Origin of the sequence: Pseudomonas sp. FFUP_PS_473, from assembly GCF_002858665.1 — a bacterium.
GTDB classification, from domain to species: Bacteria; Pseudomonadota; Gammaproteobacteria; order Pseudomonadales; family Pseudomonadaceae; genus Aquipseudomonas; species Aquipseudomonas defluvii.
Genome location: NZ_PJQQ01000018.1, coordinates 41,161 through 60,680 on the forward strand (window position 1 = coordinate 41,161; position 19,520 = coordinate 60,680).

General features: G+C 61.2%; 17 protein-coding genes. 12 read left to right on the forward strand and 5 right to left on the reverse strand.

The genetic code is table 11. From position 1 onward, the window contains the following. Positions 1-197: 197 nt before the first annotated feature. From CYD26_RS14225 to CYD26_RS14240, 4 genes are read left to right on the forward strand one after another with little or no spacing between them, the layout of a single operon-like run. Positions 198-539 carry an ArsC family reductase gene (locus CYD26_RS14225; protein ID WP_256588028.1) on the forward strand — a complete coding sequence of 114 codons (342 nt, stop codon included), beginning with the start codon at positions 198-200 and terminating at the stop codon, positions 537-539. A gap of 41 nt (positions 540-580) precedes the next feature. Further along, positions 581-1,615: a 2,3,4,5-tetrahydropyridine-2,6-dicarboxylate N-succinyltransferase gene (gene dapD, locus CYD26_RS14230; protein WP_099773709.1), complete on the forward strand. Its 1,035-nt coding sequence runs from the start codon at positions 581-583 to the stop codon at positions 1,613-1,615. Between the two features lie 54 nt (positions 1,616-1,669). Further along, complete coding sequence (locus CYD26_RS14235) at positions 1,670-2,875, forward strand: aminotransferase class V-fold PLP-dependent enzyme (RefSeq protein WP_102052912.1); 1,206 nt, start codon at positions 1,670-1,672, stop codon at positions 2,873-2,875. Further along, positions 2,872-3,282: a SufE family protein gene (locus CYD26_RS14240; protein WP_102052873.1), complete on the forward strand. Its 411-nt coding sequence runs from the start codon at positions 2,872-2,874 to the stop codon at positions 3,280-3,282. Before CYD26_RS14235 ends, CYD26_RS14240 begins: the two co-directional genes overlap by 4 nt. Here the strand turns inward: CYD26_RS14240 and tcdA are convergent. Continuing rightward, positions 3,261-4,085: a tRNA cyclic N6-threonylcarbamoyladenosine(37) synthase TcdA gene (gene tcdA / locus CYD26_RS14245; RefSeq protein ID WP_102052874.1), complete on the reverse strand. Its 825-nt coding sequence runs from the start codon at positions 4,083-4,085 to the stop codon at positions 3,261-3,263. The genes CYD26_RS14240 and tcdA overlap by 22 nt on opposite strands. Positions 4,086-4,367: 282 nt before the next feature. On the opposite strand from tcdA, the gene CYD26_RS14250 reads away from it, so the two are divergent. The 4 genes from CYD26_RS14250 (at position 4,368) to CYD26_RS14265 (ending at position 9,419) form a co-directional block, all read left to right on the forward strand. Continuing rightward, a complete protein-coding gene (locus CYD26_RS14250; RefSeq protein WP_102052875.1) occupies positions 4,368-6,959 on the forward strand; it encodes a glycosyltransferase in 2,592 nt (863 codons plus the stop codon). Between the two features lie 96 nt (positions 6,960-7,055). Further along, entirely contained in the window at positions 7,056-8,207 is a 1,152-nt protein-coding gene (gene dapE, locus CYD26_RS14255) for a succinyl-diaminopimelate desuccinylase (protein WP_099773705.1), read from the forward strand. After that, positions 8,207-9,019, forward strand: a complete 813-nt coding sequence (locus CYD26_RS14260; RefSeq protein ID WP_102052876.1) for a putative RNA methyltransferase — start codon at positions 8,207-8,209, stop codon at positions 9,017-9,019. The genes dapE and CYD26_RS14260 overlap by 1 nt, the downstream gene beginning before the upstream one ends. Positions 9,020-9,041: 22 nt before the next feature. Next, on the forward strand, positions 9,042-9,419 hold the full coding sequence (locus tag CYD26_RS14265; RefSeq protein WP_099773703.1) for a hypothetical protein: 378 nt from the start codon (positions 9,042-9,044) through the stop codon (positions 9,417-9,419). A 59-nt stretch (positions 9,420-9,478) separates the two neighbouring features. On the opposite strand, the gene CYD26_RS14270 is transcribed toward CYD26_RS14265, so the two are convergent. Further along, complete coding sequence (locus CYD26_RS14270; RefSeq protein WP_099773702.1) at positions 9,479-9,688, reverse strand: cold-shock protein; 210 nt, start codon at positions 9,686-9,688, stop codon at positions 9,479-9,481. Between the two features lie 210 nt (positions 9,689-9,898). On the opposite strand from CYD26_RS14270, the gene plsB reads away from it, so the two are divergent. From plsB to CYD26_RS14285, 3 genes are all read left to right on the forward strand, one after another. Beyond that, the gene (plsB, locus tag CYD26_RS14275; protein ID WP_102052877.1) at positions 9,899-12,385 is read left to right on the forward strand and encodes a glycerol-3-phosphate 1-O-acyltransferase PlsB; all 2,487 of its coding nucleotides are present in this window, start codon (positions 9,899-9,901) and stop codon (positions 12,383-12,385) included. An 81-nt stretch (positions 12,386-12,466) separates the two neighbouring features. Further along, positions 12,467-12,865 carry a YbaY family lipoprotein gene (locus tag CYD26_RS14280; protein ID WP_102052878.1) on the forward strand — a complete coding sequence of 133 codons (399 nt, stop codon included), beginning with the start codon at positions 12,467-12,469 and terminating at the stop codon, positions 12,863-12,865. A gap of 33 nt (positions 12,866-12,898) precedes the next feature. After that, positions 12,899-13,588, forward strand: a complete 690-nt coding sequence (locus CYD26_RS14285) for a DUF4197 domain-containing protein (protein WP_102052879.1) — start codon at positions 12,899-12,901, stop codon at positions 13,586-13,588. Positions 13,589-13,696: 108 nt separating this feature from the next. Here CYD26_RS14285 and CYD26_RS14290 read toward each other — a convergent pair whose 3' ends face one another. Both CYD26_RS14290 and CYD26_RS14295 read right to left on the reverse strand, forming a co-directional pair. Then, positions 13,697-16,762, reverse strand: a complete 3,066-nt coding sequence (locus CYD26_RS14290) for an efflux RND transporter permease subunit (RefSeq protein WP_102052880.1) — start codon at positions 16,760-16,762, stop codon at positions 13,697-13,699. A gap of 6 nt (positions 16,763-16,768) precedes the next feature. Further along, a complete protein-coding gene (locus tag CYD26_RS14295) occupies positions 16,769-17,869 on the reverse strand; it encodes an efflux RND transporter periplasmic adaptor subunit (protein WP_102052881.1) in 1,101 nt (366 codons plus the stop codon). Between the two features lie 203 nt (positions 17,870-18,072). Between CYD26_RS14295 and CYD26_RS14300 the strand changes: the two genes are divergently transcribed. Beyond that, positions 18,073-18,708: a TetR/AcrR family transcriptional regulator gene (locus CYD26_RS14300; protein ID WP_102052882.1), complete on the forward strand. Its 636-nt coding sequence runs from the start codon at positions 18,073-18,075 to the stop codon at positions 18,706-18,708. Here the strand turns inward: CYD26_RS14300 and CYD26_RS14305 are convergent, their stop codons facing one another. Further along, positions 18,709-19,491: a class I SAM-dependent methyltransferase gene (locus CYD26_RS14305; protein ID WP_102052883.1), complete on the reverse strand. Its 783-nt coding sequence runs from the start codon at positions 19,489-19,491 to the stop codon at positions 18,709-18,711. Between the last annotated feature and the right edge of the window lie 29 nt (positions 19,492-19,520).

A 19,520-nucleotide genomic window follows, 5' to 3' on the forward strand; every position in this document is an offset into this window, starting at 1 on the left:
GAAAACGCCATTGAAGCGACATATTAGCCGCTTAGGCTGCGCGCACACCGCTGCACAAAAGTCGCAAGCACTGCCGCAACCTGTAACACAATGCTACAAAGAACCATGACCAGCGCCACTCCCCGGTGTAGGTCGTGGCATAATCCGTCATCATTTTTTCCCAGGAGGGGCATGACTTGACTACGAGCGACACGCCATTGCGCCTTTACGGAATCAAGGCCTGCGACACCATGAAGAAAGCCCGTACCTGGCTCGAAGAAAATGCCATTGCCTGCGACTTTCACGATTACAAGAGCCAGGGTATCGACCGCGAAAGCCTCGAACGCTGGTGTGACGAGCATGGCTGGCAGGTTGTCCTCAACCGTGCAGGCACGACGTTCCGCAAGCTCGACGACGCGCAGAAGGCCGACCTTGATCAGGCAAAGGCCGTCGCGTTGATGCTCGCCCAGCCCTCGATGATCAAACGCCCGGTACTCGACCTGGGTGAACGAACCCTGGTCGGCTTCAAGCCCGACCTTTACGCGGCCGCCCTGTCCTGACCGGCGCCACGCTTTCATTCAATTTCCCAAGAGGTAACCGCATGTCCACTACCCTGTTCAGCCTGGCCTTTGGTGTTGGCACCCAGAACCGCCAAGGCGCCTGGCTGGAAGTCTTCTACGCACAACCGCTGGTCAACCCGGCTGCCGAACTGATCGCGGCCATTGCCCCGATCCTCGGTTACGAAGGTGGCAACCAGGCCATTGCCTTCAACACCACCCAGGCCGCACAACTGGCCGAAGCGCTGAAAAACGTCGACGCCGCACAGGCCGCCCTGCTGACTCGCCTGGCAGAAAGCAGCAAGCCGCTGGTCGCTACCCTGCTGGCCGAAGACGGTGCCCTGACCTCCACCCCAGAAGCGTACCTGAAGCTGCACCTGCTCTCGCACCGCTTGGTCAAACCGCATGGCGTGAGCCTGGCCGGCATTTTCCCGCTGCTGCCGAACGTGGCCTGGACCAGCCAGGGCGCCATCGACCTGGCCGAGCTGGCCGAGCTGCAACTGGAAGCACGCCTGAAGGGCGAGTTGCTGGAAGTCTTCTCGGTAGACAAGTTCCCGAAGATGACCGACTACGTCGTGCCGAGCGGCGTACGTATCGCCGACAGCGCACGGGTACGCCTGGGGGCTTACATCGGCGAAGGCACCACCATCATGCACGAAGGCTTCGTCAACTTTAACGCTGGCACCGAAGGCCCGGGCATGATCGAAGGCCGTGTTTCGGCAGGCGTATTCGTCGGCAAGGGCTCGGACCTGGGCGGCGGCTGCTCGACCATGGGCACCCTGTCGGGTGGCGGCAATATCGTGATCAAGGTCGGTGAAGGCTGCCTGATCGGCGCCAACGCCGGTATCGGTATTCCGCTGGGCGACCGCAATACCGTTGAAGCTGGCCTGTACATCACTGCCGGCACCAAAGTGGCCCTGCTTGACGAACAGAACCAACTGGTCAAAGTGGTCAAGGCACGCGACCTGGCTGGCCAGCCAGACCTGCTGTTCCGTCGCAACTCGGTCAGCGGCGCAGTGGAGTGCAAGACCCACAAGTCGGCTATCGAGCTGAACGAAGCGCTGCACGCTCACAACTAAGTGGTACGATCGGGCTTGGCGCTTGCCAAGCCCGATGCCCAGAGCCCGACCATCATGTTCCTGCCTTCTCCATGGCGCGCTGACTTTCCGGCCATCGCTGCCCTGCAACGACAGCACCAGACCTATCTGGACAATGCTGCAACCACTCAGAAGCCTCAAGCCCTGCTCGATGCCCTGAGCCACTATTACAGTCACGGTGCCGCCAATGTTCACCGTGCCCAACACCTGCCCGGCGCGCTGGCGACACAAGCCTTTGAACGCACCCGGGAGAAGGTTGCCGGCTGGCTGAATGCCGCCAGCACCGACGAGATCATCTTCACCCACGGCGCCACTTCGGCACTGAACCTGCTGGCCTACGGCCTGGAAGCGCGCTTTCATCCCGGCGATGAGATCGCGGTCAGCGCCCTGGAACACCATGCCAACCTGCTGCCCTGGCAGCAGTTGGCCCGGCGCCGCGGCCTCACGCTGGTGATATTGCCCATCACCCCTGAGGGCTTCATCGATGTCGAGGCTGCGCTGCAGTTGATTGGCCCGCGCACACGCCTTGTCGCACTCAGTCAACTGTCGAATGTACTGGGTACCTGGCAACCCCTCGCGCCCTTGCTGGCCCATGCCCGGGCTCAAGGAGCACTGAGTGTGGTCGATGGCGCCCAGGGCGTGGTCCATGGGCGGCATGATGTCCAGCAACTGGGCTGTGACTTCTATGTCTTTTCCAGCCACAAGCTCTATGGCCCGGACGGTGTCGGCGTGCTTTACGGTCGGTACCAGGCACTGAACCTGCTGCAGCACTGGCAGTTCGGCGGCGAGATGGTGCAGTTGGCCGACTATCAAGAGGCCACGTTCCGCCCCGCCCCGTTGGGTTTTGAAGCGGGTACACCGCCGATAGCCGGCGTCATCGGCCTGGGCGCCAGCCTTGATTACCTGGCCAGCCTGGACCCATCCGCCGTTGACGAACACGAGGCCACCCTGCACCGCCTGCTGCTGCGCGGCCTGAACGACCGTGAAGGTGTGCGGGTGCTCGGTACGCCCGACGTGGCAGTGGCCAGCTTCGTCATCCACGGTGTACACAGCGCCGATCTGGCCCACCTGTTGACCGAGCAGGGCGTCGCCGTACGTGCCGGCCACCACTGCGCCATGCCACTGCTGAAAAGCCTCGGCCTTGCAGGTGCGGTACGGGTGTCACTGGCCCTGTATAGCGATTCGGATGACCTGCAACGCTTTTTTGAAGCACTGGACCAGTCCTTGGAGCTGCTGCGATGACCCTGCCAATCGCTGCCCAAGAGGCACTTGATAGCTTTGAACAGGCCGCAGGCTGGGAGCAGCGTGCCCGCTTGCTGATGCAATGGGGCGAGCGCCTCCCAGCCTTGAGCAGTGACGAACAATGCGAAGCCAACCGCGTGCACGGCTGTGAAAGCCAAGTGTGGTTGGTCGCCGAACAGCGCGCCGGGCACTGGCACTTTCGCGCCAGCAGCGATGCCCGGATGATCCGTGGCTTGCTCGCCCTGCTGCTGATTCGGGTCGAAGGCCTGTCCAGCAGCGCCTTGCAACAGCTGGATCTGCCCGGCTGGTTCAACCAGTTGGGCCTGGGGCGACAACTATCGCCCTCGCGCAGCAACGGCCTCAATGCCGTGCTGCAACGTATGGCTCAGCTCGCCTCTGGCGCCTGAGCCGGCTTGCGCTCGGATGGGCGCCGGGTACCCGCCACCAGTTTGTCCAGTGCCTTGCTCGCCGCGACCATGCCGAAGGTCGCGGTGACCATCATGACCGCGCCGAAGCCACCGGAGCAGTCCAGCTTGACCCCATCACCGACAAAACTTTTCTGCAGGCAAACGCCGCCGTCCGGCTTCGGGTAGCGCAACTGCTCGGTGGAGAACACGCACGGCACGCTGTAGTTGCGGCTGACATTGCGCGAGAACCCATAATCGCGGCGCAGAGTCGAACGCACACGCGAAGCCAATGGGTCGTTATAGGTACGGTTCAGGTCGGTGACCTGAACCTGGGTAGGGTCGATCTGCCCACCCGCGCCACCGGTAGTGATGATCGAGATCTTGCGACGTTTGCACCAGGCAATCAGCGCCGCCTTGGCCTGCACGGCGTCAATGCAGTCGATGACGAAATCCAGGTCTTCGGTGATGTACTGGGCGAGGGTTTCCTTGGTCACGAAGTCCGCCACCGCATGTACCGTGCATGCCGGGTTGATCGCCCTCAAGCGTTCGGCTGTGGCGTCCACCTTCGGTTTGCCGACATTGCCTTGCAGCGCATGCAACTGACGGTTGGTATTACTGACACACACATCATCCAGGTCGAACAGCGAGATTTCACCTACCCCACTGCGGGCAATGGCTTCTGCCACCCATGAACCGACGCCACCGATGCCGATGATCGCCACATGGGCGTCACGCAGGCGCTGCAGCCCCTCCAGCCCGTACAACCGGGCAACACCGGCAAAGCGTGGATCTTCTGTACTCATGGCCCTACCCCGAAAAAACCGGCGCGCATTATAGGCTGCTCTGCGTTCGATGCCATACCGTGCCTGACCGACAGCCAAGACAGCCGATTGGTCATACCGGTTGCAATGCTGCTTTAATGTCCAGCGTAACCCCAAGTCCTGGACGACAATTGCACGGGCGTCAGAACTAAAGCTGCTAATGAAAATCCAAGTTGATACCTGCCTGTATTGCACGGCAGGTAACGATCAGGATTTGCGCTGTACGGCGCTTGCCCGTTCCACCCTTTGGAACCCGAACTACCTATGTCATCGCGTAAATTTGGTCTTAACCTGGTCATCGTCGTGGCAATCGCCGCGCTGTTCACCGGGTTCTGGGCGCTGATCAACCGCCCGGTTTCCACACCCAACTGGCCGGAGCAGATTTCCGGCTTCTCCTACTCGCCTTTCCGCCTGGGGCAAAGCCCGCAGAAAGGGCAATACCCAACCACTGACGAGATGCGCCAGGACCTGGAGCAGTTGAGCAAGCTGACCGACAGTATCCGTATCTATACCGTGGACGGCACCCAGGACCAGATTCCGGCACTGGCCGAGGAGTTTGGCCTGCGAGTAACGCTGGGGGTATGGATCAGCCCCGACCAGGAGCGTAACGAACGGGAAATCCAGCGTGCCATCGAACTGGCCAACAGCTCACGCAGCGTAGTGAGGGTAATGGTCGGTAACGAAGCCCTGTTCCGCAAGGAGATCACCCCCGAAGCGCTGATGCAATACCTGGATCGGGTACGCGCCGCCGTCAAGGTACCGGTCACGACCTCTGAGCAATGGCACATCTGGAAAGAACACCCCGAACTGGCCAAGCACGTCGATCTGGTGGCGGCGCACATCCTGCCGTACTGGGAATTCATCCCGATGAAGGACGCCGGCCAATTCGTTCTCGACCGTGCCCGCGACCTCAAGCGCCTGTTCCCGAAAAAGCCACTGCTGCTCTCGGAAGTCGGCTGGCCGAGCAATGGCCGTATGCGTGGTGGTGCTGAAGCAACCCAGGCCGATCAGGCCATCTACCTGCGCACACTGGTCAACAAACTGAACCGCCAGGGTTACAACTACTTCGTCATCGAAGCCTACGACCAACCCTGGAAAGCCAGTGACGAAGGTTCGGTCGGCGCGTACTGGGGCGTATTCAACGCGGCTCGCCAACAGAAGTTCAACTTTGAAGGCCCTGTGGTCGCGATCCCACAATGGCGCTTGCTGGCCATCAGTTCCGTGGTCCTGGCGATGCTCTCGCTGGCCCTGCTGCTGATCGACGGCTCGGCCCTGCGTCAGCGCGGCCGTACCTTCCTGACCTTCATCGCCTTCCTGTGCGGTTCGGTACTGGTCTGGATCGGCTACGACTACAGCCAACAGTACAGCACCTGGTTCAGCCTGACGGTGGGCTTCCTGCTTGCCCTCGGGGCACTCGGCGTCTTCATCGTGCTGCTCACCGAGGCTCATGAACTGGCCGAAGCCGTGTGGATACACAAGCGGCGTCGCGAGTTCCTTCCGGTACAGGCCGACAGCGCCTACCGTCCCAAGGTTTCGGTCCATGTGCCCTGCTACAACGAGCCGCCGGAAATGGTCAAACAGACCCTCGACGCGCTGGCCGCACTGGATTATCCGGACTACGAAGTCCTGATCATCGACAACAACACCAAGGACCCGGCGGTCTGGGAGCCGATCAAGGCCCACTGCGAACTGCTCGGCGAGCGCTTCAAGTTCTTCCACGTCGCACCACTGGCCGGTTTCAAGGGCGGGGCATTGAACTACCTCATCCCGCATACGACCAAGGACGCCGAAGTGATCGCAGTGATCGACTCGGACTACTGCGTCGACCGCAACTGGCTCAAACACATGGTGCCGCATTTCGCCGACCCGAAAATCGCCGTGGTGCAATCGCCACAGGACTATCGCGACCAGTATGAAAGCACCTTCAAGAAGCTCTGCTACTCGGAGTACAAGGGCTTCTTCCATATCGGCATGGTGACCCGCAACGACCGTGACGCGATCATCCAGCATGGCACCATGACCATGACCCGCCGCTCGGTGCTCGAAGAACTGGGCTGGGCCGACTGGTGTATCTGTGAGGATGCCGAGCTGGGCCTGCGCGTGTTCGAAAAAGGCTATTCGGCGGCTTATGCCCACAACAGCTACGGCAAGGGCCTGATGCCCGACACCTTCATCGACTTCAAGAAGCAGCGCTTCCGTTGGGCCTATGGCGCGATTCAGATCATCAAGCGGCACGCTGCAAGCCTGTTGCGCGGCAAGGACACCGAGCTGACACGCGGCCAGCGCTACCACTTCCTGGCCGGCTGGCTGCCATGGATCGCCGACGGCATGAACATTTTCTTCACCGTCGGGGCACTGCTCTGGTCGGCAGCGATGATCATCGTGCCGCAGCGGGTTGACCCGCCGCTGATGATTTTCGCCATCCCGCCACTGGCATTGTTCGTATTCAAGGTCGGCAAGATCGTGTTCCTCTATCGCCGCGCGGTCGGGGTGAACCTCAAGGATGCCTTCGCTGCGGCGCTGGCTGGCCTGGCCCTGTCGCACACCATTGCCAAGGCGGTGCTGTACGGCTTCTTCACCAGCAGCATTCCGTTCTTCCGCACCCCGAAAAACGCCGACAGCCATGGTCTGCTGGTGGCGATTTCCGAGGCGCGCGAAGAGCTGTTCATCATGCTCCTGCTCTGGGGTGCCGCGGCCGGTATCTACCTGGTTCAAGGCATGCCGAGCGCCGACATGCGTTTCTGGGTGGCCATGCTGTTGGTGCAGTCGCTGCCCTACCTGGCCGCACTGATCATGGCGATGCTGTCGTCGCTGCCGAAACCGTCGAATGAGGTACAGCCGGCCACCGCCGGATAAAATCTGCACAACCTCTAAACGGCGGCCTTGGGCCGCCGTTTTTGCTATAAGATAACGCCCCTAATTTTGTGCCTTGCCTTGCTTCCGGAGTCTTTCATGACGGCCCCAGCCGACCTCTCGCCTACCCTTGAACTGGCCTGCGACCTGATCCGTCGGCCCTCGGTGACCCCGCTCGACGCCGACTGCCAGAAACAGATGATGCAGCGCCTGGGCGATGCCGGCTTCATGCTGGAGCCAATGCGTATCGAAGACGTCGACAACTTCTGGGCCACCCACGGCACTCAGGACGGCCCGGTATTGTGCTTTGCCGGTCATACCGACGTAGTGCCTACCGGCCCGGTACAGGCCTGGCAGAACGATCCGTTTGAAGCGCTGATCGACGAAAACGGCATGCTCTGCGGCCGCGGCGCAGCCGACATGAAGGGCAGCCTGGCCGCCATGGTCGTGGCCACCGAGCGTTTCGTGGCCGACTACCCCAACCATCGCGGCAAGGTTGCGTTCCTGATCACCAGCGACGAAGAAGGCCCGGCCCACCATGGCACCAAGGCGGTGATCGAACGCCTGGCCGCCCGTCAGGAGCGCCTGGACTGGTGCATCGTCGGCGAACCGTCGAGCACCACCCTGGTGGGTGATGTGGTGAAGAACGGTCGACGTGGCTCCCTCGGCGCGAAGCTGACCGTACGCGGCAAACAAGGCCATGTGGCCTACCCGCACCTGGCGAAGAACCCGATCCACCTGGCTGCCCCGGCATTGGCCGAACTGGCCGCCGAGCACTGGGACGAAGGCAACGCCTTCTTCCCGCCGACCAGCTTCCAGATCTCCAACCTCAACTCCGGCACCGGCGCCACCAACGTCGTACCTGGCGAACTGACCGCCCTGTTCAACTTCCGCTTCTCCACCGAGTCGACCGTCGAAGGCCTGCAGCAGCGCGTCGCGGCCATCCTCGACAAGCACCAGTTGGACTGGGATGTGGAATGGGCGCTGTCAGGCCTGCCGTTCCTGACCGAACCGGGCGAACTGCTCGATGCGGTATCGGCGAGCATCAAGGCCGTGACTGGCCGCGAGACCCAGCCGTCGACCAGCGGCGGTACCTCCGATGGCCGCTTCATCGCGACCCTCGGTACTCAGGTCGTCGAACTGGGCCCGGTCAATGCCACTATTCACCAGGTCAACGAGCGTATCCTGGCCAGCGATCTCGATGTGCTGACCGAGATCTACTACCAGACCCTGACCCGGCTGCTTGCCTGATGCTCATCTGCCCTCTTTGCAGTGCGCCACTGGCCAGCGTCGATAATGGCGTGGCCTGCCCCGCAGGTCATCGTTTCGACCGTGCTCGTCAGGGCTACCTGAACCTGCTGCCAGTGCAGCACAAGAACAGCCGTGACCCGGGCGACAACCAGGCCATGGTCGAGGCGCGTCGGGATTTTCTCAGCGCAGGCCACTACGCTCCGGTTGCACACCGCCTGGCCGAACTGGCCGCTGAGCGTGCACCTCAGCGCTGGCTGGACATCGGCTGTGGCGAAGGCTACTACACCGCGCAGATCGCCGAAGCCCTGCCTGCGGCAGAAGGCTATGCCCTGGACATCTCCCGGGAAGCGGTCAAGCGTGCCTGCCGGCGTAGCCCCGCAGTCACCTGGCTGGTCGCGAGCATGGCCCGGATACCGCTGGCCGATGCCAGTTGCGGCTTTCTGGCCAGCGTCTTCAGCCCGCTGGACTGGCAAGAGGCGAAACGCCTGCTGGTGCCGGGGGGTGGCCTGATGCGTATCGGCCCGACCCGTGAGCACCTGATGGAGCTGCGCCAGCGTCTGTACGATGAAGTGCGCGACTACAGCGATGATAAACACCTGGCGCTGGTCCCCGAGGGCATGGTTCACGATCACAGCGAAACCCTGACCTTTCGCCTGACCCTGGACACCCCAAAGGCCCGTGCCGACCTGCTGGCAATGACTCCTCATGGCTGGCGTGCCAGCGCAGAAAAACGCACCGCGGTCATCGACCAGGCCGAGCCCTTTGAGGTGACGGTGTCCATGCGTTACGACTATTTTGTACGGCAAGGCTGAGCCGAACCTGGAGGATTGCCCCATGCGTCAACCCGATATCGAGATTTACCTCAAGGATGCGGACGTCGACCACAAAGCCATTGCTGCCTGGCTAAGCGAAGCCCTCGGCCCATGCACTGAGTGGGTGCAGAAAGGCCAGACCTGGAAATGCAAGGCTGGAAACGTGCCTGTTACCTGGCTGCCGAAAGCCGTTGGCAAATGGAACAGCCTTTACCTGGAAAGCGACCAGACCCCGTGGGAAGACGACATTGCCTGCGCGCGTGCAGCATTTGCCGTGCTGAACGTCGAAGTACGCTGCGCACCGGGCAGTTGGGTAGAAGAAGAAGGCGAGGAAGACGCCGATCGCTGGATTCGCATCAGTGCCGACGGTGAAGAGGAAATCACCTGGCGCACGCAGTAACCTGCACTCTCGAAAAGGCCCGTCCCGGTCGTCCGGCGACGGGCCTTTTCGTTCACGGCTTAGAGACCAACCACGTCTTCAGCCTGAAGGCCTTTCTGGCCTTCTACCAATGCGTACTCCACTCGCTGCCCCTCGCTCAGGGTGCGATGCCCCTCGCCACGAATCGCACGGTAATGAACAAATACATCGGCACCGCCTTCACGCTGAATGAAGCCATAACCTTTGGCGTCATTGAACCACTTCACGTTCCCAGTCTCACGAGACGACATCTTTACTACTCCGGTTTTTTATTTTGGAATCGCCTTGCAGGCAGGGGTCACCACCCTCTACCGACGCAGCTTGCAACAAAAAACCTGCAAGCTGCGGACCGAGTATAAGGCAGCCTTCAAAGAATTTTTATGACCTGAGTCCTTTTTGCTGAACTTGCGCAGATACGGCACACTAACCTGCTTGAATTCAATATCCAGAGCAGAGCCTGTATGACCCGTTCACCTTTGCACCGCCTGATTTTCGGTGCTCTGCGCCGCCTGCTGTACCTATGGGTTCGCTCCGAGACAATCAACCAGTCGTCTTTCACCCTGAACCTGGACCGCAGTCGCCCGGTGTTCTATGCCCTGCAATCACCGTCGCTGGCCGACCTGGCCGTGCTGGACAGTGAATGCACCAAAGCCGGGCTGCCACGCCCTGTGTTACCCGTTTCACTCGGTAACCTCGAAGAACCGGCCGCTTTCTTCTATTTGACCCCAGACCCGGACTGGCTCGGCCGGCATGACAAACGCGGCGCACCACCAACGCTGGCTCGGTTGGTCAACGCGGTCAGCCTGCATGATGAAAACGATGCACAGATCATCCCGGTCAGTGTGTTCTGGGGCCAGTCACCGGCCAGTGAATCGAGCCCGTGGAAATTGCTGTTCGCCGACAGCTGGGCCGTGACCGGGCGCCTGCGCAAGCTGCTGAGCATTCTGATCCTGGGGCGCAAGACCCGCGTGCAGTTCTCCGCACCGATCCATCTGCGCGAACTGGTGCAACACGAAAAAGGGCAGGCGCGCACGGTACGCATGGCCCAACGCCTGCTACGGGTTCATTTTCGCAACCTCAAGACAGCCGTCATCGGCCCGGACATTTCTCACCGGCGCAACCTGGTCAAGGGCCTGATCCACGACCCGTTGGTACGTCAGGCCATCGCCGAGGAAGCCGAACGCGAGAACATACCGCTGGCCAAGGCCGAAGCCCAGGCACTGCGCTATGGCAACGAAATCGCCTCGGACTACACCTACACCGCCATTCGCTTCCTTGAGGTGGTGCTCAGTTGGTTCTGGAACAAGATCTACGATGGCATCAAGGTCAACCACATCGAGCAGGTGCAAGGTATCGCACCAGGACATGAGGTGATCTACGTCCCCTGCCATCGCAGCCACATCGACTACCTGCTGCTGTCGTACCTGCTGTTCCGCAATGGCCTGACCCCGCCGCATGTTGCCGCCGGCATCAACCTGAACATGCCCGTCATTGGTAGCCTGCTACGCCGAGGCGGTGCATTCTTCATGCGCCGTACGTTCAAGGGCAACCCGCTGTACACCGCCGTGTTCAACGAATACCTGCACACCCTATTCAGCAAAGGCTTCCCCGTGGAGTACTTCGTCGAAGGTGGACGCTCGCGAACCGGGCGCATGTTGCAACCCAAAACCGGGATGCTGGCAATTACCCTGCGCAGCTTCCTGCGCTCCTCACGCACACCTATTGTCTTCGTACCGGTGTACATCGGCTACGAACGCGTCCTGGAGGGGCGTACCTACCTGGGTGAACTGCGCGGTGCGAGCAAGAAGAAAGAGTCGATTTTCGATATCTTCAAGGTCTTCGGTGCCCTAAAACAGCGCTTTGGCCAAGTGTCGGTCAACTTCGGCGCCCCAATTCGCCTGGCCAGTTTCCTCGACGCGCAGCAGCCCGGCTGGCGCGAGCAGGAGCATGGACCACAGTTCCGCCCGGCCTGGCTCAACCAGACCACCTCACGCCTGGGCGAGACAGTCGCCCGGCACCTGAACGAAGCGGCGGCAATCAACCCGGTCAACCTGGTGGCCCTGGCCCTGCTGTCGACCAGCAAGCTGGCCCTCGACGAACGTGCCCTGGCACGCGTGCTGGACCTGTACCTTACACTGCTGCGGCAAGTGCCCTACTCACCGTACACGACGCTGCCAGAGGGTGACGGCCTGGCGCTGATCGCCCACGTCAGGGATATGGACATGCTTGCTGAACAGCGTGATGCGCTGGGCAAGATCCTCTATCTGGATGAGCAGAACGCCATCCTGATGACCTACTACCGCAACAACGTCCTGCACATTGTTGCCCTGCCCGCCCTGCTGGCGAGCTTCTTCCAGAGCAGCTCGCGGATGAGCCGCGACTTGATCCTGCAATACGTCCGGGCACTGTACCCGTACCTGCAATCCGAGTTGTTTATCCGCTGGTCGCTGGACGAACTGGACGCGGTGGTTGACCAATGGCTGCAGGCGTTTGTCGACCAAGGCCTGCTGCGCTTTGAAAATGGCGTCTACCTGCGCCCTGCCCCGAGTTCGCGCCAATTCGTGCTGCTGACCCTCCTGGCCCGGGCCATTACCCAGACCCTGCAGCGCTTCTACATGGCCACCGCCCTGCTGCTCAACAGCGGCCAACACAGCCTCAGCGCCGAAGCACTGGAAGACCTCTGCGTGGTCATGGCCCAGCGGCTGTCGATCCTGCACGGGCTCAATGCCCCGGAGTTCTTCGATAAAAGCCTGTTCCGCCACTTCATTCAAACCCTGATCGAACAGGGAGTTCTGCGCCCCGATACCGCTGGCAAACTGGGATACCACGAAAAACTCAGTGAGTTGGCAGAGGGGGCGGCCAAGCGTGTGCTCTCGGCGGAGGTGCGCCTGTCAATCCGTCAGGTGGCCCTGCATCGCAATGACGATAACCCCGATACGACGACATGAACCCTACGTGGTCTTGCCCGGAGCACGACCACGAAACAACGTGGGCGCCGACGTCACGGCGCCTTCGATAAGGAGATCCTGATGAAAAAATTGACCCTGGCCCTGATCGGAAGCCTGCTGGCAGCCTGCAGCAGTACGCCCCCAACCCCCAAGGCCAGCCTGGACGGCGAAGTGTTCTACCTTCAGCGTATCGCCCTGCCTCCAAGCGCCACCCTGAGTGTCAGCCTGCAAGATGTCTCCCTGGCTGACGCGCCAGCCGTCACGCTGGCCAGGCAGAGCGGCCCGGTAAACGGTCAGGTTCCGCTGCCGTTCCACCTCACCTACGACCCGAGCCAGGTCAAACCAGGCCACCGCTATGCCGTCAGCGCACGTATCGAGCTGGACGGTAAACTGATGTTCATCAACACCGAACAGCATGCCGTGCAACTTGATGGCCACGACCCGCAACCCGTGCACATCAAGGTCGACGCGATTCGCTGATTTCCCCCTTCGTTCCCAGAAAAGGATGCTGCCATGTTTCGCCCCGTTCTCACCTTTACCAGCCTGTGTGCAGGCCTGCTGCTCTCGGCCAGCGCCATGGCCCTGTCGTTGAGCGATCTCTCGCAACAGGATGCCAGCGGTGGCCTCAAGGATGCCTTGACCCAAGGCGCCCAGATTGCCGTCAAGCAACTGGGTACCCCAGGTGGTTTCAGCAACAACCCGGATGTACGCATCGAGCTGCCTGGCAACCTTGGCAAGGCCGCCAAAACGATGAGGAAATTCGGCATGGGCGCCGAGGTTGACCAACTGGAAACCAGCATGAACAAAGCCGCCGAGGCGGCCGTACCGCAAGCTCAGGCATTGCTGGTGGATGCCGTGAAGAAAATGACCGTGGCCGATGCCAAGAGCATTCTCAGCGGCGGCAACGACTCGGCGACGCAGTACCTGAACAAGACCAGCCGTGAACAGATCCGCGCCAAGTTCCTGCCAATCGTCAAGCAGGCTACCGACCAGGTTGGCCTGGCGCAGCAGTACAACAGCTTCGCCGGCCAGGCTGCGAGCCTGGGTGTACTGGACTCGAAAAATGCCAACGTCGAGAACTACGTGACCGAGCAAGCGCTCAATGGCCTGTTCGAGATGATCGGCAAGCAGGAAGCCAGCATTCGTGAAAACCCGGCCGGTGCGGCCACCAGCCTGGCGAAGAAGGTGTTTGGCGCGCTCTGACACGGCAGGGGTCGCCACATAAGGCATGACACCCCATACCATCGCGGGCAAGATCCGCTCCCACACATGTTGCGCACTGTGGGGGTGGCTTGCCCGCGATGCCGGTCTCTAGGGTTTCTTGACCCTGAACCAGGCCGCATACAGCGCTGGCAGGAACAACAGGGTCAACACCGTCGCGACGATCAGGCCGCCCATGATGGCTACCGCCATCGGCCCGAAAAACACACTGCGCGACAGTGGGATCATGGCCAGCACCGCCGCCAACGCCGTCAACACAATCGGTCGGAAACGCCGTACCGTGGCTTCGATGATCGCCTGCCAACGGTCAAGCCCTGCGGCAATGTCCTGCTCGATCTGGTCCACCAGGATCACCGAGTTGCGCATGATCATCCCTGATAACGCAATGGTGCCAAGCATCGCGACGAAGCCGAACGGCTGTCGGAACACCAACAGGAACAAGGTCACGCCGATTACGCCCAACGGGGCCGTCAGGAACACCATCACCGTGCGCGAGAAGCTGCGCAACTGCAGCATCAGCAAGGTCAGCACCACCACGATGAACAACGGGAAACCGGCTTTCACCGAGTTTTGCCCTCGCGTGGAATCCTCGACCGTACCGCCCACTTCCAGCAAGTAGCCATCCGGCAGTTGCGCACGCACGCTCTCAAGTGTTGGCAGGATCTGTTGAACCAGGGTCACCGGCTGCTCCTTGCCGTAAATATCGGCGCGCACGGTGACCGTCGGCAGGCGGTTACGGTGCCAGATCACCCCTTCCTCAAAACCGTATTCCAAGGTCGCGATCTGCGACAGTGCAACGCTGCGGCCGCTATCAGTCGGTACCGCGAGGCTAGGCAGGTTCGCAAGCTCACGCCGTTCCTGTAGCGTGCCACGCAGCAGTATCTCGATCAGCTCATTGTCTTCCCGGTACTGGCTAACCCCTGAACCGCTCAGGGTGCTTTGCAGGAATTGGGCGAGGTTGGCCGTGCTCACGCCGAGTGCACGGGCACGATCCTGATCGATGATCAGGTGAACCACCTTGCTTGGCTCTTCCCAGTCCAGGTGCACGTTAGCCACATGGGGGTTCTCGTGGACCTTGGCCGCAACCTTGCGCGCCAAGGCTCGCACGACCTCAATGTGCTCCCCCGTGACCCGGAACTGCACCGGATACCCCACCGGCGGCCCGTTTTCCAGCCGAGTGACACGCGAGCGCAGTTGCGGGAACTGTTCGTTCAGGTTTTCGATCAACCAGCTACGCAGCGCCTCACGGTCTTCGATGGTCTTGGCCAGCACCACGAACTGGGCAAAACTCGCTGCAGGCAGTTGCTGATCCAGGGGCAGGTAGAAGCGTGGCGAACCAGTGCCGACATACGCCACATAGTTTTCAATATCAGGACGCGCCTTGAGCATCGCCTCCAGCCGCTCGACCTGCTCAGCGGTATTGCTCAGCGAGGCGCCTTCAGCCAGTTTCAGGTCAACCATCAACTCCAGACGCCCGGAAGCCGGGAAAAATTGCTGAGGGACGAAACGGAACAACAGGATGCTCGCGATGAACATGCCGATGGTGAGCACAATGACTGTCTTACGCCGCCGTACACACCATGCCACCACTCGCCGAACCCGTTGATAGAACGGCGTGCCGTAGGGGTCAGGCGCGTTGCCGTTCGTACCGTGTTTAGCCGCATGCGACTTGGCCAGGTCCGGTAACAGCCGTTCGCCCAGGTAAGGCACAAACACCACCGCGACAATCCAGGACGCCAACAACGCAATCGTCACCACCTGAAAGATCGAGCGGGTGTACTCGCCAGTACCTGACTGCGCTGTTGCGATCGGCAGGAAGCCTGCCGCAGTGATCAGCGTGCCGGTGAGCATCGGAAATGCCGTGCTGGTCCAGGCAAAGCTGGCGGCCTTGAAGCGGTCAAAGCCCTGCTCCATCTTGATCGCCATCATCTCTACCGCAATGATCGCATCGTCCACCAGTAACCCCAGCGCCAGTACCAGCGCCCCCAGGGAGATCTTGTGCAGACCGATGCCCAGGTAGTACATGGTGGCGAAGGTCATTGCCAATACCACAGGAATCGCCAACGCGACCACCAGCCCGGTGCGCAGGCCCAGGGAAAAGAAACTCACCAGCAACACCACGGCCAAGGCTTCGACCAGTACGTTGACGAACTCACCGACACCGGTCTTCACCGCCGCAGGTTGGTCAGACACCTTGCGCAGCTCCATGCCGGCAGGCAGGTTGCGGGTAATCCGCGAAAACTCGGCTTCCAGCGCCTTGCCCAACACCAGAATGTCGCCACCGGGCTTCATCGACACCGCCAGACCGATGGCGTCCTCGCCCATGAAGCGCATACGTGGCGCGGGCGGGTCGTTGAAGCCACGACGCACGTCGGCGACATCGGCGATGCGGAAGGTGCGGTTATCGACACGAATGGGAAACTGCTCGATCTGCTCAACCGTCTCGAACTGACCACTGACGCGCAACTGCAAACGCTCGGTGGGCGTTTCAAAGAAGCCCGCCGTGCTGACCGTATTCTGCTCTTCCAGTGCTTGCTGCACCGCCGCCAATGGCAAGCCAAGGGTAGCCAGCTTGACGTTCGACAGTTCGATCCAGATTTTCTCGTCCTGCAGCCCCAGCAGTTCGACCTTGCCTACATCATTGACCCGTTGCAGCTGGACCTGCACACGGTCGGCGTAGTCCTTGAGCACGGCATAATCGAAGCCTTTGCCTGTCAGGGCGTAGATGTTGCCGAACGTGGTACCGAATTCATCATTGAAAAACGGCCCCTGAATGCCCGGTGGCAAGGTGTGGCGGATGTCCGCGACTTTCTTGCGCAACTGGTACCACAACTCAGGGATCTCGTCCGAGTGCATGGAGTCCCGGGCCATGAAGGTGACTTGCGATTCGCCGGGGCGAGAGAACGACACGATCCGTTCGTACTCGCCGGTTTCCATCAGCGTTTTTTCAATACGTTCGGTCACCTGGCGCGACACTTCCTCGGCACTCGCGCCAGGCCAGAGGGTACGAACCACCATGGCCTTGAAGGTAAATGGCGGGTCTTCACTCTGGCCGAGTTTTGTGTACGACAATGCACCGACTATGGCGACCAACAACATCAGGAACAGGACGATCTGGCGATTACGCAACGCCCAAGCAGAAAGGTTGAAACCCATCAGGGACTACTCCTTAGTCGCCAGATTGACCACACGGTTGGAACGGTCCACCGGGCGTACCTGCTGGCCGTCGTGCAATACATGCACACCCGCAGCAACCACCCAGTCAGAGGGGCTCAAGCCCTCAAGCACCGGTACGCTGGTCTCGCCATAGGCACCGACACGTACCGGCGTTCGCTTGAGCGTATTGTTGGCGTCCACGCGCCAGACGTAGGTCTGGCCATTCTCGGCAGTCAACGCCGAAAGCGGCACCGCCAGCGGTACCTGCTCGACGTGCTGGATGAACACCCGCGCACTTTGCCCGAGTTCCGCGTGAACCTTGCCGACATTGAACGCAATACGGGCGGCGAACGTACGCGAGCGTGGATCAGCAGCAGGCGACAGCTCACGGATGACCCCATCGAACCGCTCTTGAGGCTGCGACCAGAGTTCCACCGACACCGGCAGGCCCACCTTGAAGCGGGAGAAATTCTGCTCCGGCAGGCTGATCAACACCTCACGCTCGCCATCGGCCGCGAGGGTGAACACCGTCTGCCCTGCCGCCACCACCTGCCCGACCTCGACCTGGCGTTTGGCGATCACCCCATCCTGCGGCGCGCGTAGCACCGCATAGCCGGCCTGGTTGCCCGCCACATCGAACTCGGCACGTACCTGCTTGAGCCGAGCCTGGCCTGCACGGTAGAGGTTCTCGGCGTTGTCATACTGGGAGCGACTGACCATCTGCCGCTCCAGCAACTTCTGGTAGCGATCGCGCTCAGCCTGCACCAGGCTCAGGTTGGCCTCAGCGGCCGCAACCTGGGCCCGCGCGGCCTCCAACTGCAAGCGCACGTCCTGCGGGTCAAGCTCGGCCAGTGGCTGATTGGCCTTGACCCGCTGCCCCTCCTCCACCAAGCGCCGGCTGACCTTGCCAGCAATGCGAAATGCCAACTCTGGCTCAAACCGCGCGCGCACTTCCCCCGGATAACTGGCGACCGCCGCACTGGCTGGTTGTGGCTGAACCACCATGGCCGGCCGAATGGTTACCTGTTGCGGACCTTCCTGGCCACACGCACTCAGTAACACGGCAAAACTGACGGGCAAAGCAAGGGGCAGGAAATGGCGCAACATATGGAAAACCCTTTCGCGAGTGGCGCTTTTAATATTTGAACTGATCGGTATATTAATCAGAGCCCATAGCGCTGGGAAGCGAAAGTCCCGTTTTTTTGTCCGACAATTTTTTGAGCGCGCTTGACCGGCCAATCGAATTTCCCGCTCGCACAAGGAGCACGCGATGTACCATGAACGCCCTTTAACCGCTGCCTAAGGACACCATGCTCAACGAAACCCCCGCACCCAACGGTCCAGGCCGGCCGAAAGACCTGGCCAAGCGCCAGGCCATTCTTGAAGCGGCCAAGCGACTGTTCCTGACCCATGGCTATGCCAGCACCAGCATGGATGCAGTCGCGACAGCGGCAGGTGTTTCGAAACTGACGGTCTACAGCCACTTCACCGACAAAGAGACACTGTTCTGCACGGCAGTGGTGGCAACCTGCAAGGCACAACTGCCCGAGTTGATTTTCGAACTGCCCGACGGCGCCTCACTGCAACAGGTGCTGTTGAACATTGGCCGTGGCTTCCAGGGGCTGATCAACGGCGAAGAGTCGGTCAAGCTGCACCGCTTGATCATGGCGCTGGGCAGCCAGGACCCCAAGCTCTGCCAGATTTTCTTCGAGGCAGGCCCGATGCGCTTGCTAAGGGAAATGGAGGCACTGCTGCAGAAGGCTGACGAACTTGGCCTGCTGCGGATCGAGCATCCGGGCAATGCTGCAGAGCACTTTTTCTGCCTGCTCAAGGGCGCCCCCAACTTCCGCTTGCTGCTCGGCTGCGGCGAACCGCTGGATGCCGAGGGCGCCGAAGCGCACGTACAGGATGTGGTCAGCCTGTTCATGCGCGCCTTCGCGCCCTGATCAGGCCTTGAGGGCTTTCTTCGGATAGATGTCGTAGCGGCTCGACTTGCCTTCCAGGCTATGGCTTGGCTTGGTGCCTTCGATGATCGGCGCCTTGCGCGGGCGCTTGACCACGACCCGGTGAGTGGCCAGTGCCAAGGCGGCTTCAAGCAGCGCCGGGGCATCGAGATCGTCACCCACCAACGGGCGGAACACGCGCATTTCCTTCTTGACCAGTGCGCTCTTGTCACGGTGCGGGAACATCGGGTCGAGGTAGATCACTTGCGGCGCCTCGCCCTGCCAATAGCGCATCAGCTCAATCGCGTTGCCGGTCTGCAGCTGCATACGTGCCACGATTGGACCGACCTCGGCATCACCCCGGCCTCGCGCCAAGCCGTCCTCAAGCAACGCAGCGACCAGCGGCTGACGCTCGATCAGTTGCATCTCGCAACCCAGGCTGGCCAAGACAAAGGCATCCTTGCCCAAGCCCGCCGTGGCATCCAGTACACGCGGGCGCACGCCTTGGGCGATGCCCACGGCCTTGGCGATCATCTGCCCGCTTCCGCCGCCGAACAGCCGTCGGTGAGCGGCTTGCCCTTCCACGAAGTCGACCCGCACAGGGCCGGGCGCCTGCGGCCCCAACTGCTGGATCTGCAGCCCTTCGCTCCCAACCTGAACGGCGAAGCCAGCAGCGTCGTCATCCAGCGGCAAGCCCAGGCGTTGTGCCCATTGCTCGGCATGCCCCTGATACTCGGGCGACAACGCCTCGACCCGCAGACGGCTGTCCGCCAGTTGCTCAACCATAGTTCGTGCATCCAAAAAAAATTAAATGA